Source organism: Actinomadura latina NBRC 106108 (genome assembly GCF_001552195.1).
In the GTDB taxonomy this organism is placed as follows: domain Bacteria; phylum Actinomycetota; class Actinomycetes; order Streptosporangiales; family Streptosporangiaceae; genus Spirillospora; species Spirillospora latina.
On sequence record NZ_BCQS01000007.1, the window covers coordinates 257794 to 271653 of the forward strand.

The window sequence follows — 13860 nt, forward strand, 5'->3', positions numbered from 1 at the left end:
CAGTACTCACGGCGAACCGGGTACAACGCCCGGTCGATGTTCCGTAGGGTCTCCCTCACCTAAGGCGCCCGGCGTCGGCGAGGCTTGCCGGACACCGAGCACGAGGAACCGGGGGAACCCCAGCCCATGAGAGCCCGCATCACCGCCGTCGCGGCGCAGCTGCCCGCGCGGACGGTCACCAGCGCCGAGGTCGAGGCCCGCGTCGCGGCCGAGAGCGCGGGATACCGGCCGCATCCCACGATCGTCGAGCGGATGACCGGCATCCGCGCCCGGCACGTCATGCGCGACGACGAGCAGGCGTCCGACCTGGCCGTCGCCGCCGCCCGCCGCGTCCTCGCCGAGCGCGCCGCCGAGCCGGCCGCCCTCGACCTGCTGATCTTCGGCTCGGCGTCGCAGGACCTCGTCGAACCCGCGACCGCGCACATCGTCGCCGCCAAGCTCGGCGCGACCTGCCCGGTCTTCGACGTGAAGAACGCCTGCAACAGCTTCCTCAACGGGCTGCAGATGGCGGACGCGCTGATCCGCACCGGGCAGCACGAGCGCGTGCTGGTCTGCACCGGCGAGAGCCCGTCCCGCGCGATCCGCTGGAACGTCCGCGACCGGGCCCAGTTCGTGGACGCGTTCGCCGGCTACACGCTGTCCGACGGCGGCGCCGCGATGCTGGTCGAGGCCGCCCCCGACGGCGGGATCTTCTACCGCGACTTCGCCGCCGTCTCCAGCGCCTGGCAGGTCGGGACGCTGCCGGGCGGCGGCTCGATGCACCCCCGCGACCCCGAGTTCGGCTACTTCAGCGGGGACGGGCGGCGCCTCAAGGACGCGTTCGTCGCCAACGGCCCGGAGATCTTCACGACCGCGCTGGAGAAGACCGGGCTGACCTGGGACGACTTCGCGGTCGTCGCCGTCCACCAGGTGACGCTGCCCTACCTGGAGGTGCTGCGCTCGATCCTCGGCATCCCGTCCGGCAGGCTCGTCGTGACGCTGCCCGAGCACGGCAACGTCGCGTCCGCGAGCCTGCCGCTGCAGATCGCCACCGCGCGCGCCGCCGGACGCTGCGGCCCCGGCGACCGCGTCGCGCTGATCGGCCTCGCCGGCGGCGTCAGCCTCGGCGTCATGTTCGCGGAGCTCTGATCATGCCGGGTCTTCCTGGAATGCGGCTGTGGGTCGTCATCCCCGCCTACGACGAGGAGCGCTCGATCGGCGCGACGCTGCGCCGCCTCGCCGAGCAGACCGACACCGGCTTCGCGCTGGTCGTCGTCGACAACGGCAGCACGGACGGGACGGCGCAGGTCGTCAAGGAGTTCGCGGCCGGGCACCCGGCGTTCGACGTCCGGATCGTCCACGAACCGGAGAAGGGGACGGGCGCCGCCGCCGACACGGGCGTCCGGCACGCCATCGGCGCCGGCGCCACGCACGTCGCCCGCACCGACGCCGACTGCCTGCCGCACCGCGGCTGGGTCGCGGCGGTGAAGCGTGCCTTCGGCGACGGGCTGGAGATGGTGTCCGGCCCGCTGCTGCCCCGCACCGACGAGTTCGCGCTGAAGTTCTGGGAGCGGCGGCTGCTGCCCGCCGTCATCGACGTCGCCGCCCTTTTCGGACGATTCCGCCCCGGCAACCAGGACCCGCTCTACCTGGGCCCGTACGTGATGATGCCGGGCTGCAACGTCGCCATCACCGCGGACCTGTACGAGCGGGCGGGCGGCTTCCCGCGCACCCGCATCGAAGACGTCCACGAGGACCGCGCGCTCGTCAACCGCGTCCGCTACATCACCGACGCCTACGGCCTGCGCGAGGACGTGACCGTGTACGGGTCGGTGCGCCGGCTGCGCGCGTTCGGCCTGGTCAGGACGCTCGGCTGGTACGCCGACCACCGCTACCGCCCGCCCGTCGTGGACATCCGGTGAACTGGGAGCAGCGGCTCTACACGACCGCGCACCCGTTCGCCTACCCGCTGCTGCGCGCGGTCGCCCGGCGCGGCCCGGTCGTCCGCGTGCCCGGCGTCGGCGTGGTCGTGAACGACGCCCGCCTGGCCCGCGAGGTCCTGATGGACGGCGAGACGTTCCGCAAGGACGGCCCCGGCTCGCCCGGGGAGCTGTGGACGCCGGTGCTGGGCCCGTCCGTCCTGCTCAACATGGAGGGCGAGGCGCACCGGGCGCTCCGCCGCCGCCTCACCGACCTGTTCGTCCCGTCCTACACCGAGGCGCTGTGCGCACGCGTCCTGGCGGAACCCCTGGAACGGCTGACCGGCAGCCTCCGGCGCGGCGCGACGATCGACCTGGTCGACTTCGCCCGCGTCATGGCGGGCACGGTGATCGGCGAGGTCATCGGCCTCGAAGGCGGGACGGAGGCGGCCTACCGGGACCTCTTCGAGCAGGGCGAGCGGATCGTCGCGATGGTGTCGCTGCGGACGCGCCGGCTGTCGCCGTCCCAGCTGCGGCGCGCCCGCGACGTGCTCGGCCCGCTCGGCGACATCGCGGCGAAGGCGTACCTGGCCGGGGACGAGTCGACGGTCATGGGGCGGATGCGGGTGCTCGGCCTGTCCGAGGACGAGGCGCGCGGCGCGGCCGGCGCCTTCTTCCTGACCGGCACCGAGACCGTCGCGACGCTGCTGCCCCGCCTGATCGCCCTCCTCGCCGACCACGGTCAGCTGATGCGCGTCGCCCGCGACCTCTCGCTGCTCGACCGGGCCGTCGAGGAGGCCCTGCGGGTGACGACGCCGACGCCGGTGATGCTGCGCAGCGTGCACCGGCCCGCCGCGGTGGGGGACGTCGCGATCCGCCCCGGCGACCGGGTGCTGATCGCCACGCACAACTGCTGCCGCGCGTACGGCCCGTTCGACCTGGACCGCCCGCACCCGCCCGAGCTGCGCCGCCTGTGGTTCGGCGCGGGGCCGCACTTCTGCATCGGCTACCCGCTGGCCATGTCGCAGATCCGCCTGGCCGCCCGGACCCTCCTGGGCGAGGCGCCCCTTTCGATCACACGCCGGGCCGCGGCGCGGAACGTGCTGATCCCGACCTACCGGTACCTGGCCGTCCGGTCGGAGCGGGGCACGCGATGACACTGGTCCGGAGACTGCTCGATCAGGCCGCCCGGACGCCGGACGCCGTCGCGCTGGTCTCGGGGGACGGCGCGGAGCTGGCGTACGGCGAGCTGCGGCGGCGGGTCCTGGCCGTCCGGCACGGGCTGCTGTCGGACGGGCTCGCGCCGGGTGACGGGGTGCTGTTCTCGGTCCGGCCGTCGCCGGAGTCGCTCGTCCTGGCGCTGGGCGTGGTCGCGGCCGGGGGAGTGGTCGTCTTCGCCGACCCCGGCGCCGGACCCGAGATGTTCACCGCGCGGCTGCGGCTGGCGCGTCCGCGCTGGTCGGCGGCGGAGTCCGTGCTGTACGCGGGCAGCCGGCTGCGTCCCGTCCGGGCCTACGCGCGGCGGCGCGGGCTGCTGCTGCCGAACCTCGCCGACCTCCAGATCCCGGGTGAGGGCCCGATGCGGCACATCCGCGTCGGACGCCGCCTGCCGGGCGTGCCGCGCGGCGCCCTGCCGTTCGCCCGCCTGATCCGCGGGGACGCCCCGGAGCCCGGCCGGGACACCGACCCGGACGCGCCCGCCGCAGTGATCTTCACCTCGGGGACGACGGCGAACCCGCGCGCGGTCGTCCACACGCAGGCATCCCTCGCCGCCGCGCTCGACCTGTTCCGGACCCGGCTGCCCCTCGGCCCCGGCGACGTCGTGCACACCGACCAGCTCATGCTCGGCCTGCCGACGCTGATCGCGGGAGCCCGCTGGTCGATGCCGCCGCTGTTCTGCTCGCCCGCCGACTTCGCCCGGCTGATGCGGGAACGCGAGGCCACGCACACGTTCTGCGTCCCTGTCCACTTGGCGGAGATCCTTGACGTCGCTCCGGAACTGCCGCCGGCCGTCCGGTACGTCCTGCTCGGTGCCGCGCCCGCGCCCGCGCCGATCCTGCGGCGGGCGGCCGCGGCGGCGCCGTCCGCCGAAGTCCTGTCCGTGTACGCGATGACGGAGATCCTGCCGGTGGCGATCGCCTCGGCGGAAGAGAAGCTCGCCCACGCGGACTCGGGATCAGGTGACCTCCTGGGCGCGCCATTGCCCGGTGTGGGCGCACGCCTGGCGGATGACGGCGAACTGCTGCTGTCCGGCCCGAACCTGTGCCGCGGCTACCTGGGCGCCGACCCCATCGCCGAACTCCCGACGGGCGACCTGGCCCGCGTGGACGAAGGACGCCTCGTCCTCATCGGCCGCAAGAAGGACATGCTGATCCGGGGCAAGTTCAACCTCTATCCCGGCCTTTACGAACCGTCGATCGCGGCCCTCCCCGACGTGGTGGAAGCCGCCATCGTAGGCGTCCCTGACCCGCAGACCGGGGACGAAGAAGTCGTGCTGGCCGTAGTGGGGCCGCCCCACCTGCCCGACCGGCTCCACCGCGCCCTTCCGGACGTCATCGACCACGACGCGCTGCCCGACCGCATCGTCGTCCTCGACGAACTGCCCCGCTCCGGCCGCACCCGCAAACTGGACCGCGACCGGCTCCGCGGCATGGTGACGCGATGAGGATCGCGGTGACCGGAGCATCAGGCTTCGTGGGCGGCGCGGTCTGCCGGGCCCTGACCGCCCAGGGCATCACGGCGCACGCATTCGGCCGCCGTCCGGCCGTCCCCGCGACCCGCCTGGGCGACGCGCCCTACCGGTCATGGGACCTGACCCGCGGCCCGCTCAAAGACGCCCCCCGCGTGGACGCGGTCATCCACTGCGCGGGCAGCGTCACCGACTGGGGACCGGCGTCCGCCCTCTTCGCCGCCAACCTCACGGGCACCCGCAACGCCCTCGCGACATTTCCGGACGCGCGGTTCGTGCACGTCAGCACCGCGAGCGTGTACGACCCGTACCGTCCCAGCGTCATGGTGCGCGAGGACGAGGCGCCGGTATCCCGCTACATGAACGCCTACGGCGCCTCGAAGGCCGCCGCCGAACGCCTCGCACAGGACCATGGCGCGATCGTCCTGCGCCCCCACGCGGTCTACGGTCCGGGCGACACGACGCTCCTGCCGCGCGTCCTCTCGGCGGTGCGCGGCCCGCTCCTGCCCGCCGTGGGAACCGGCCGCCAGCGCGTCAGCCTGACGTCGATCGGCAACCTGGTCCAAGCCTGCGTCCTGGCCGCGACGGGCCCGGTGACCTCGGGCGTCTTCAACATCGCGGACGCGGCGCCGGTCACGATCGACGACGCGTTCCGCGACATCCTCCGCGAACGCGGCATCAGGGCGCGACCGGTCTACCTTCCCACCGGCGTGGCCCGCCCGCTGGCGGCCCTCGCCGAAGGCGCGTTCCTGCTGGCCCGCCGCCCGGAACCGCCGCGCATCACCCGCTACGCGATCAGCCACCTGGCCCTGGAGCGCACCCTCGACATCACCGCCGCCGGGGAGGTCCTCGGCTACGACCCGCGCCCGACGTCCTTCGCGGGCGCCGCCGGCTGGTGATCGTCAACCTCGGGTTGACGATGTCCGACCGTCAACCTATGGTTGACGTATGACCGAACCCACGCAGTCCAACGTCCAGGTCCGGCTGGACGACCTGATCAACGCGATCAAGAAGGTCCACCCCGACGCGCTCGAACAGCTCACCAGCGCGGTCCTCGCCGCCGAGCACCTGGGCGAGGTCGCCGACCACCTCATCGGCCACTTCGTCGACCAGGCCCGGTGCTCCGGTGCGTCCTGGACCGACATCGGCAAGAGCATGGGCGTCAGCAAGCAGGCCGCGCAGAAGCGCTTCGTCCCCAAGGGGGCGTCCCCCGACCTCGACCCGTCCCAGGGCTTCTCCCGGTACACCGTCCGCGCCCGCAACGTCGTCATCGCCTCGCAGAACGAGGCCCGCGCCGCCGGCAGCGCCGAGATCACCCCCGCCCACCTCGTCCTGGGCCTGATCTCCGAACCCGAGGCGCTCGCGGCCAAGGCCATCACCGGGCAGGACGTCCTGCTGGACACCGTCCGCCAGGCCGCCACCGCCGCGCTGCCGCCGGAGTCCGCCGACGTCCCGGCGCTCATCCCCTTCGACCAGGACGCCAAGAAGGCCCTCGAACTGACCTTCCGCGAGGCCCTCCGCCTCGGCCACAACTACATCGGCACCGAGCACATCCTGCTCGCCCTCCTCGAACACGAGAACGGCACCGGCCTCCTCTCCGGGCTCGGCATCGACAAGGCGGCCGCCGAAGCCGACATCACCGCGGCCCTCACCGCACTGACCGGAGAGCAGAACCGCTGAATCGCGACCGGCGGCGCCCGATGATTTCCGGACGCCGCCGAAGTCCGAACAGGCATGGAGAAGCTCATCACCGCCAACGGCGTCGACCTCTGCACCGAGACCTTCGGCGATCCCGCCGACGTGCCCGTGCTGCTCATCGGGAACACGATGCTCACCTGGCCCGACGCCCTCTGCGAGCGCCTTGCGGCCCTGCGCCGGTTCGTCGTCCGCTACGACCTGCGCGGCACCGGCCACTCGGCGGCCGCCGCCCCGGAGGCGCCGTCCCACACCCTCCGCGACCTGGTCGCGGACGCGGCGGCCCTGCTCGACGCCCTCGGCCTGCCCCGCGCGCACGTGGCCGGCGCCGGTCCCGGCGGCTGGATCGCCCAGCTCCTCGCCCTCGACCACCCCGCCCGCGTCGCCTCCCTCACCCTGATCGGCACGCGGCCCACCGCCCCCGGCCCGGCCGACCCCGACCTGCCCGACCACGCGCCCGAACTCATGGAGCACTTCATGAGCCCGCCGCGCGTCGACTGGACGGACCGCGCCTCCGTCATCGCCTTCCTCCTGGAGAACGCCCGCCGCATGGGCGGCCGCGACTTCGACGAGGACGAGTCGCGCGCGGACATCGAACGCGTCTACGACCGCACCCGCTTCGGCGACGACCAGGGCGCCGCCCACCGCGCCGACCAGATGGCCACCGCGTTCGCCGCGCTGGACTGCGGCCCCCGCTGGCGCGAACGCCTCCCCGGCATCACCGCCCCGACCCTGGTCATCCACGGTGAGGACGACCTCTTCTTCCCCATCGGCAACGCCGAGGCCCTGGCCGCCGAGATCCCGAAGGCCGCCCTGCTCACCCTCCCCGGCACGGGGAGCGGGCTCCCGCGCCGAACCTGGCCCGCGGTCATCCCGGCCCTCCTCCAGCACACGTCCTGACCGGGGCGGGCGGGGAGGCGCGCCGCGGCCGGGCGGCCTCCCGGCGGTGGACGAGGAGCCAGGCGACCAGGGCCCCGGCGAGGTAGGCGGTGCCGACGAGGCCGAACGAGACGGCGGCTCCGGTGGCCCAGCCGGGCGCGGCGGCCAGGACGGCGCCGATGGAGGCGATGCCGATGAGGGAGCCGGTCTGCCTGTTGGCGTTGAGCACCGAACCGGCGATGCCGGCGTGCCGGGTACCCGCGGCGTCCATCATGGCCGCCGTCATGGCGGGAGCGGTGAGGCCGCCCGCGACGCCGGTCGCGCCGAGGGCGGCGGCGGCCGTCCACCACGGGGTCGAGGGCGAGAGGGCGACGAGGCTCAGCGAGGCCGCGCCTGCGACCAGCAGGGAGACGGTGAGGAGCGGACCGGCCGCGACGCGTCCGGAGACGCGGGTGAAGGCGATGTTGCCGGCCGGGATGAAGGCCGTGAGCGGCAGCAGCATCAGCCCCGCCTGGAGCGGGCTCGCGCCGCGGACGTGCTGGACGTACAGGCCGACCAGGAAGAGCGAGCCGTAGAACGCGGCGTTGAACAGGAAGCCCACGGCGTTGGCGCCGGTGAACCGGGCGCCGCGGAACAGCGACCAGGGCATCACCTGGTCGGCCGTCCGGCGCTCACGTCCGATGAGCAGGCCGGTGGCGAGCACCGCGGCGGCGGTCGCACCGATCACCGGGGCCGTGAGCCAGCCGAGCTGCGGGCCTTCGATCAGTGCGAAGCTGAGGCCGGCCAGCAGCACGATGACGGCGGCGTGCCCGGCGACCGCCAGCGGCTGGGCGTCGCCGTCGGCGGCGGCGAGGTGCCGGCGGGCGAGGAGGATGCCGGCGATGCCGATCGGCAGGTTGATCAGGAAGATGCTCGGCCAGCCGAACGCGCCGACCATGACGCCGCCGATCGTCGGGCCCAGCGCCATGGACGAGGAGACCACCGCCGACCAGACGCCGAGCGCCCTGGCGCGTTCCCGGGCGTCGGGGAAGGCCCGCACCAGCAGCGCGAGCGAACTCGGCATGAACAGCGCCGCCCCGGCCCCCTGCAGGAGCCGCGCCGCGATCAGGACCTCGATGCCCGGTGCCAGCGCGGAGGCCAGCGACGCGACACCGAAGATCCCCATGCCCCACACGTAGACCCGCCTCGCGCCCAGCCGGTTCGCCAGGCCGCCGCCCAGCATCAGCAGTGCGGCGAAGCTGAGGACGTAGCCGTCCACGGCCCAGGTGAGCCGGGGCAGAGAGGCGTGCAGGCTCACCTGGATCGTGGCCCCGGCCACCTGCATCACCGTGGCGTCCAGGCTCGCCATGACGAACCCGGTCGCCAGTGCCGTGATCTTCATCGGTCCCGGCGGAATCCTGGACATGGTCGACCTCGCGTTCCCGGTACTAAGCGGACTACTCCCGTCCGGTTCGGACGTTAACGCAAGCGGACGCAGTCTGTCCACTTAAACCGGACCGATCTCGTCCGCTTGTTGCTAGGCTGGCCGCATGGCGGCAGCGGTACCCGCGGTGACGCGGCTCCTGGAGGACGGTTCTGGCCGCCGTCCGCGCGCCGACGCCCGGCGCAACGTGGAACGCCTCGTGGCCGCCGCCCGCCAGGCCGCCGCCGAGGGCGGCGAGGTCACCGCCCACGAGATCGCGCGCCGCGCCGGTGTGGGTGTCGGCACGTTCTACCGCCGGGTCGGCTCACTCGAAGCCCTGCTGGAGGCGGTCCTCGGCGAAGTGCTGGAGGAGATCACCGCCAAGGGCGACGAGGGGATGGCCGATCCCGATCCCTGGACGGGTTTCACGACGTTCGCCTTCTCCTACATCCGCCTTCGCAACGAGTTGTGCGACGTCAACCAGCGCCTCGGCGACGTCCTCGATCACTCCCGGGCCGAGTTGCGGGGCCGCATCCAGAACCTGGTGGAGCGCGCCCAGCGCGCAGGAGCGATGCGTACGGACGTGACCTGGGAGGACGTGGCGTTCCTCATGGTCGCCGCGTCCTCGACCGGCCCCCACACCCTGGGGCTCCAGGCGGGCGCCCGCCAGTGGGACCGCAACCTCCGGATCGTCCTGGACGGCCTGCGCCGCCACGGCTCCGCCCCACTCCCCGGAGAACCTCCCGCCCTGACTCCCTGACGGGCGGGTGCTCTGAGCGCGGCGGAACAGGTCCGGGTCAGGTCAGGCGGAGGGCCAGGAAGAAGTCGACCCGGTCTTCCAGCCGGGAGAGGTCGCGGCCGGTCAGCTCCTCGATGCGCTGGATGCGGTAGCGGACGGAGTTGACGTGCAGGTGGAGCTGCTCGGCGCAGCGCGTCCAGGAGCCGGAGTTCTCCAGGAACGTCCCCAGGGTGCGGACGAGGTCGGCGCCATGGGACGTGTCGTAGTCGTGCAGCGGGTCCAGGAGGCGCTCCCGGAACATCCGGCGGACATCGTCCGGCACGCTGGCCAGCAACAGAACGTGGGTGGCCAGTTCGTCGTGCCGGACGACGCAGGTCGGGGACGGGCGGGTGGCGGCGAGGCTGCGCGCATAGCGGGCCTCCTCGATGGCGGTGCGCAGGCCGGACGGCGCGGCGATGTCGCTGACGCCGACCGCGATGCCGTCCCCCGCGAGACCGGGGGCCAGGAGGTCCAGGCCGTCCTGCAGCATGCCCGCGACGTCGCGGTCCGGTGAGGGGACGAGTGCGAGGGCCTCGTCGTCCAGCACGCCGACCGCCGGGTGGGAGGCGGCGAGGATCTCGGCGAGGACGGCGCGCAGCTCGGCCGGGCGCAGCCGCCCCCGGCCGGAGGCGGCGACGGCGACGTGGGGGACGTCCGGCAGCCGGGAGAGGTCCCCGGCCGCGACGGCGGCCACGTCGGCGGCCACGTCGGCGGCAACGTCGGCGGCAACGTCCAGGCGGGTCCGCTCGAGGTCGACGATCGCGGCGAGTTCGGCGGTGAGGGCGCGGCGTTCGGCGGGCCAGTCGGCGAAGTCGCCCTCGAAGGCGATGAACCAGTCCGCGACGCGGGGCGTGCCGCCGGCGGCGACCGCGAAGACCGAGGCGTCCAGGGCGGGGACGTGGTGCGGCAGGCGCGGCGCGGTGAGGAAGGCGCGGGCGAGGGCGGCGGAGTCGGGCGGGGCCGGGCCCGCGACGACGCGGCCGGCCGGGGTGAGGACGTGGCAGTGGCCGACGAGGTCGACGACGGCGCCCAGGCCGGTGCCCTCGACGAGGCGGCGGTGCCGGTCGAGGACGGCGGCGAGGTCGGCGGCGCGGGCCCCGGACAGGTGCCGGACGACCTCCTCGGTGACGGTCGCGAACGCCACGTCCTCCGGCACCTTGAACAGCGGGAGCCGGTGCCGCAGGCAGGCGTCGACGAGGTCGTCCGGGACGGTGCCGAGCGTGAGGTCCCAGGCGGCGACGCCCGACACGCCCGCCTCGGTGAGGGCCCGCACGAACGTCTCCGAGTCGGCGGGGGAGGTCCGCCAGACGAGGCCGGTCAGGACGAGTTCCCCTCCGCGCAGGTAGCGGCCCGGGTCCAGGAGGTCGGTGGTGACGACCCACCGGATGGTGCGGTCCAGCTCGTCCCTCCCCGTGACGACCTCCAGCCGGAGTTCGGGCATCGCGAGCAGCGAACGCAGCCTCATATGGAGAAAGCTACAAAAGCAGGCGTGCCCGGGACCACACGCGGTGGTCCCGGGCACGCGGGCCGGTACTCGGCCGGCGGTTCAGTCTCCCGTGCGGCTGAGGGCCTGCCGCCAGGCGTTGTAGCCGCCGAGCAGGTCGCAGACCTCGGTGCGCCCGGCCGCGCGGAGCAGGCTCGCGGCGACCGAGGAGCGGGCGCCGCCGGCGCAGTACACGGCGACCGGCCGGTCGGCCGGGACCTCCGCGAGCCGCCCGGGCAGTTCCGCCAGCGGGATGGTCACCGCACCGGCGATGGCGCCGTCCGCCAGCTCGCCGACGTTGCGGACGTCCAGCAGGTAGGGCGGCCGTTCGCCGCGCAGCTCGCCGTCGAGTTCCTGGACCGTCCGGCGGTCGGCCTGCCGCATCTGGTGGGGGACGGTGGCGAACGCGTCCTCCGGGTCGGCGAGGTAGCCGACGACGGTGTCCATGCCGATCCGGGCGAGGCGGGTCACGGTCTCCGCCTCCAGGCCGTCCGCGGCGATGACGACGATGTCGCGGCCGGGCTCGATCACCATGCCCGCCTGCTCGGCGAACCGGCCGGAGACCGGGACGTTGACCGAGCCCCGCAGGTGACCGGCGGCGAACTCCAGGGGGTCGCGGGCGTCGATGACGATGGCGCCGGCGTCCCGGCGGGCCAGTACGTCGGCGATGGCCAGCGGCTTCATGCGGTCGTCCAGGTCGAGCAGCTCGCGGTTCTTGCGGTTGAGGACCGCGTCGTAGACGAAGTAGCCGGGGGCGGACGGCTGCCCGTCGGTGACGAGGGCGACGAACTCCTCTTCGGCCATCGGGGCGCACGCGTAGTTGGCGAGGCGCTGCACGCCGATGGTGGACTGCAGCTCGGTGGACAGGTTCTTGCCGCAGGCCGAGCCGGCTCCGTGCGCGGGGAAGACCCGGACCTGGTCGTCCAGGTCCATCAGCTTGTGCTGGACGCTCTCGTACAGCTCCCTGCCCAGCTGGTCGGCGGTGTAGCCGATGGAGGCGAGCAGGTCGGGGCGGCCGACGTCGCCGATGAACAGCGCGTCGCCGGTCAGCACGCCGTAGGGGACGGTGTCGTCGGCGTGCTCGTACACCAGGACGCTGATCGACTCGGGGGTGTGCCCGGGGGTCTCCAGGATCTCCAGGGTGACGTCGCCCAGGCTGATCCGCTCGTGGTCGGTGAGCTTGCGGATCGGGAACTCGGTCTCGGCGCGCGACCCGTAGCCGATCCAGGCGCCGGTCCGCGCGGCCAGCTCCAGGTGGCCGGACAGGAAGTCGGCGTGGAAGTGGGTGTTGATGATGCCCTCGATCTGCAGCCCGTTGGCCTCGGCGTCGTCGAGGTATTCGGAGATGTCGCGGCGGGGGTCGACCACGACCGCCCGGCCGGTGGTCTTGTCGCCGATCAGGTAGGCGGCCTGGGAGAGGCAGTCGAGGTAGTGCTGGGCGAAGTACATGTGGTCCTTCCTAGGTTCGAGGTTGCGGGAATCCGCCGTGGGGCGGTGGGGACTGTCCGGGGTTCGCGGCCGGTGCAGCCTGCGGCGCAGGAGCAGCGCGGCGATCAGCGCGGCGACGGCGGCGAGTGACGCCCAGCCGGCCGGGGTCGCGAGGATCGCGTGCCGGGCCCCCGCCGGAGCCTGCTGGCCGAGGACGAAGACCGACATGACGACCACGAACCAGGCGAAGGCCTTGCGCAGCCGGTCGGGGTCGATCCGGCTGGTGAGACGGGAGCCGATGAAGGTGCCGAGGATGGCGGCGGCGCTCACCGCGGCGGCCAGCCCCCAGTCGATCTGCACGCTGGACAGGTAGCCCGCGAGCCCGGCGAACGACTTCATCCCGATGACGAGGAGCGAGGTGCCGATCGCCACCGGCATCGGCAGGCCGCCGAGCAGGGCGAGCGCCGGGACGACGAGGAATCCGCCGCCCGCGCCGACCAGGCCGGTCACCAGCCCGACGGCGACGCCCTCAAGAAGGATCTTGAAGACCGGGTGGTGGTGCTCGCCGGTGGCCGGGTCGGCCTGGACGTTGCGGCGCCCGCGCAGCATCGCCGCCGCGGTGACCGCCATCATCACGCCGAAGGCCGCGAGCAGCACGCCGGCCGGGATGAACTCGGCCAGCCGGCCGCCCGCGTACGCGCCGGTCATCCCGGCCAGGCCGAACAGGATGCCGGTCTTCCAGCGCACCCGCCCGGCCCGCGCGTGCGGGATGACGCCCGCCAGGCTGGTGGTGCCGACGACGAACAGGGACATGGCGATGGCGGGCTTGGCGTCCACCCCGGCGATGTAGACGAGCACCGGGATGGTGAGGATCGATCCGCCGCCGCCGAGCAGCCCGAGCGACAGGCCGATGAGGACGGACGCGGCCAGGGTGATCGCGAGTGTCACGATGGGCGTCCGTCCTGGGTCAGCCGCTCGACGATCGTGGGGAGATCGCACCGGGGGCCCCGGTTGTAGGGCAGCTTGGACAGCAGCATGCCCATCGTGCAGGTGTTGGTGACCGCCGCGACGACCAGGCCGGCGCCGACGAGTCCGGACAGCACCTGCGCTCCCGGCACGAACAGGCTCGCGACCACGCCGGCGGCCACCAGGCTCCCGGCCACCAGTCGGACCTGCCGCTCGAGCTCCCAGCGGTTCTCCGCCTCGCGGTTGAGCGGCCCGCCGTTGGCCTCCCACGCGACGATGCCGCCGTCCAGCACGTGGACGTTGGTGAGGCCGGTCTCGGCGAGCGCCTGCTCGGCCTGCGCGGCCCGGTTGCCGGTCCGGCAGATCAGCACGACCTCGGAGAGATGGGTGCGCAGCTCGTCGCGGTGCTCCTTCAGCGTGTCGAGCGGCACGTTGTAGGAGCCGTTGATGTGCGCGGCGGAGAACTCTCCGGGGGTGCGCACGTCGAGGAGGCGGGGCGGATCTGCGGCGTTGAGGCGGTCGCGCAGGCTCGCCGCGTCCAGGCGGGCGGGTGCGGTCGTCATCTCTGGTGGCTCCTTGTTGACTGGCGGGATACCCAGGGGGGTATAGGTCGCACGGTAGCCGACGACTCCGCGGATGTGC

12 protein-coding genes are annotated in these 13860 nt (G+C 73.7%); 8 read left to right on the forward strand and 4 right to left on the reverse strand.

Features of this window, described 5'->3' with window-relative positions; translation table 11 throughout:
* Window positions 1-126 precede the first annotated feature (126 nt).
* From AL2_RS13295 to AL2_RS13325, 7 genes are read left to right on the forward strand one after another with little or no spacing between them, the layout of a single operon-like run.
* A complete protein-coding gene (locus tag AL2_RS13295; protein ID WP_067633591.1) occupies window positions 127-1128 on the forward strand; it encodes a 3-oxoacyl-ACP synthase III family protein in 1002 nt (333 codons plus the stop codon).
* A gap of 2 nt (window positions 1129-1130) precedes the next feature.
* The gene (locus tag AL2_RS13300; RefSeq protein WP_245666612.1) at window positions 1131-1901 is read left to right on the forward strand and encodes a glycosyltransferase family 2 protein; all 771 of its coding nucleotides are present in this window, start codon (window positions 1131-1133) and stop codon (window positions 1899-1901) included.
* Window positions 1898-3055, forward strand: a complete 1158-nt coding sequence (locus AL2_RS13305) for a cytochrome P450 (RefSeq protein WP_067633595.1) — start codon at window positions 1898-1900, stop codon at window positions 3053-3055. The genes AL2_RS13300 and AL2_RS13305 overlap by 4 nt, the downstream gene beginning before the upstream one ends.
* Window positions 3052-4563 carry a class I adenylate-forming enzyme family protein gene (locus AL2_RS13310; protein WP_067633597.1) on the forward strand — a complete coding sequence of 504 codons (1512 nt, stop codon included), beginning with the start codon at window positions 3052-3054 and terminating at the stop codon, window positions 4561-4563. The genes AL2_RS13305 and AL2_RS13310 overlap by 4 nt, the downstream gene beginning before the upstream one ends.
* A gap of 8 nt (window positions 4564-4571) precedes the next feature.
* Window positions 4572-5486, forward strand: coding sequence for an NAD-dependent epimerase/dehydratase family protein (locus AL2_RS13315; RefSeq protein ID WP_245666614.1), 915 nt, complete (start codon window positions 4572-4574; stop codon window positions 5484-5486).
* A 49-nt stretch (window positions 5487-5535) separates the two neighbouring features.
* Window positions 5536-6267: a Clp protease N-terminal domain-containing protein gene (locus AL2_RS13320; protein ID WP_067633601.1), complete on the forward strand. Its 732-nt coding sequence runs from the start codon at window positions 5536-5538 to the stop codon at window positions 6265-6267.
* Between the two features lie 54 nt (window positions 6268-6321).
* Window positions 6322-7182, forward strand: a complete 861-nt coding sequence (locus AL2_RS13325) for an alpha/beta fold hydrolase (protein WP_067633603.1) — start codon at window positions 6322-6324, stop codon at window positions 7180-7182.
* Here the strand turns inward: AL2_RS13325 and AL2_RS13330 are convergent.
* Complete coding sequence (locus tag AL2_RS13330; RefSeq protein WP_067633605.1) at window positions 7151-8542, reverse strand: MFS transporter; 1392 nt, start codon at window positions 8540-8542, stop codon at window positions 7151-7153. The two genes, AL2_RS13325 and AL2_RS13330, sit on opposite strands and share 32 nt — an antisense overlap.
* Window positions 8543-8690: 148 nt before the next feature.
* On the opposite strand from AL2_RS13330, the gene AL2_RS13335 reads away from it, so the two are divergent.
* A complete protein-coding gene (locus AL2_RS13335; protein WP_067633607.1) occupies window positions 8691-9323 on the forward strand; it encodes a TetR/AcrR family transcriptional regulator in 633 nt (210 codons plus the stop codon).
* 37 nt (window positions 9324-9360) lie between these two features.
* On the opposite strand, the gene AL2_RS13340 is transcribed toward AL2_RS13335, so the two are convergent.
* The 3 genes from AL2_RS13340 to AL2_RS13350 all read right to left on the reverse strand — a co-directional run bounded on the left by AL2_RS13340 (window position 9361) and on the right by AL2_RS13350 (window position 13781).
* Window positions 9361-10806 (reverse strand): PucR family transcriptional regulator, encoded by a 1446-nt coding sequence (locus AL2_RS13340; protein WP_067633609.1) that lies wholly within the window; start codon window positions 10804-10806, stop codon window positions 9361-9363.
* Between the two features lie 81 nt (window positions 10807-10887).
* A complete protein-coding gene (locus AL2_RS40065) occupies window positions 10888-13200 on the reverse strand; it encodes a TSUP family transporter (protein ID WP_312032887.1) in 2313 nt (770 codons plus the stop codon).
* Window positions 13197-13781, reverse strand: coding sequence for a rhodanese-like domain-containing protein (locus AL2_RS13350; protein ID WP_067633611.1), 585 nt, complete (start codon window positions 13779-13781; stop codon window positions 13197-13199). The genes AL2_RS40065 and AL2_RS13350 overlap by 4 nt, the downstream gene beginning before the upstream one ends.
* Between the last annotated feature and the right edge of the window lie 79 nt (window positions 13782-13860).

Excerpts from the sequence above, each read along its gene's own strand:
- AL2_RS13295 (WP_067633591.1), top strand. The coding sequence starts at position 127 with ATGAGAGCCCGCATCACCGCCGTCGCGGCGCAGCTGCCCGCGCGGACG.
- AL2_RS13300 (WP_245666612.1), top strand. The coding sequence starts at position 1,131 with ATGCCGGGTCTTCCTGGAATGCGGCTGTGGGTCGTCATCCCCGCCTAC.
- AL2_RS13310 (WP_067633597.1), top strand. The coding sequence starts at position 3,052 with ATGACACTGGTCCGGAGACTGCTCGATCAGGCCGCCCGGACGCCGGAC.
- AL2_RS13320 (WP_067633601.1), top strand. The coding sequence starts at position 5,536 with ATGACCGAACCCACGCAGTCCAACGTCCAGGTCCGGCTGGACGACCTG.
- AL2_RS13325 (WP_067633603.1), top strand. The coding sequence starts at position 6,322 with ATGGAGAAGCTCATCACCGCCAACGGCGTCGACCTCTGCACCGAGACC.
- AL2_RS13330 (WP_067633605.1), bottom strand. The coding sequence starts at position 8,542 with ATGAAGATCACGGCACTGGCGACCGGGTTCGTCATGGCGAGCCTGGAC.
- AL2_RS13335 (WP_067633607.1), top strand. The coding sequence starts at position 8,691 with ATGGCGGCAGCGGTACCCGCGGTGACGCGGCTCCTGGAGGACGGTTCT.
- AL2_RS13340 (WP_067633609.1), bottom strand. The coding sequence starts at position 10,806 with ATGAGGCTGCGTTCGCTGCTCGCGATGCCCGAACTCCGGCTGGAGGTC.
- AL2_RS13350 (WP_067633611.1), bottom strand. The coding sequence starts at position 13,781 with ATGACGACCGCACCCGCCCGCCTGGACGCGGCGAGCCTGCGCGACCGC.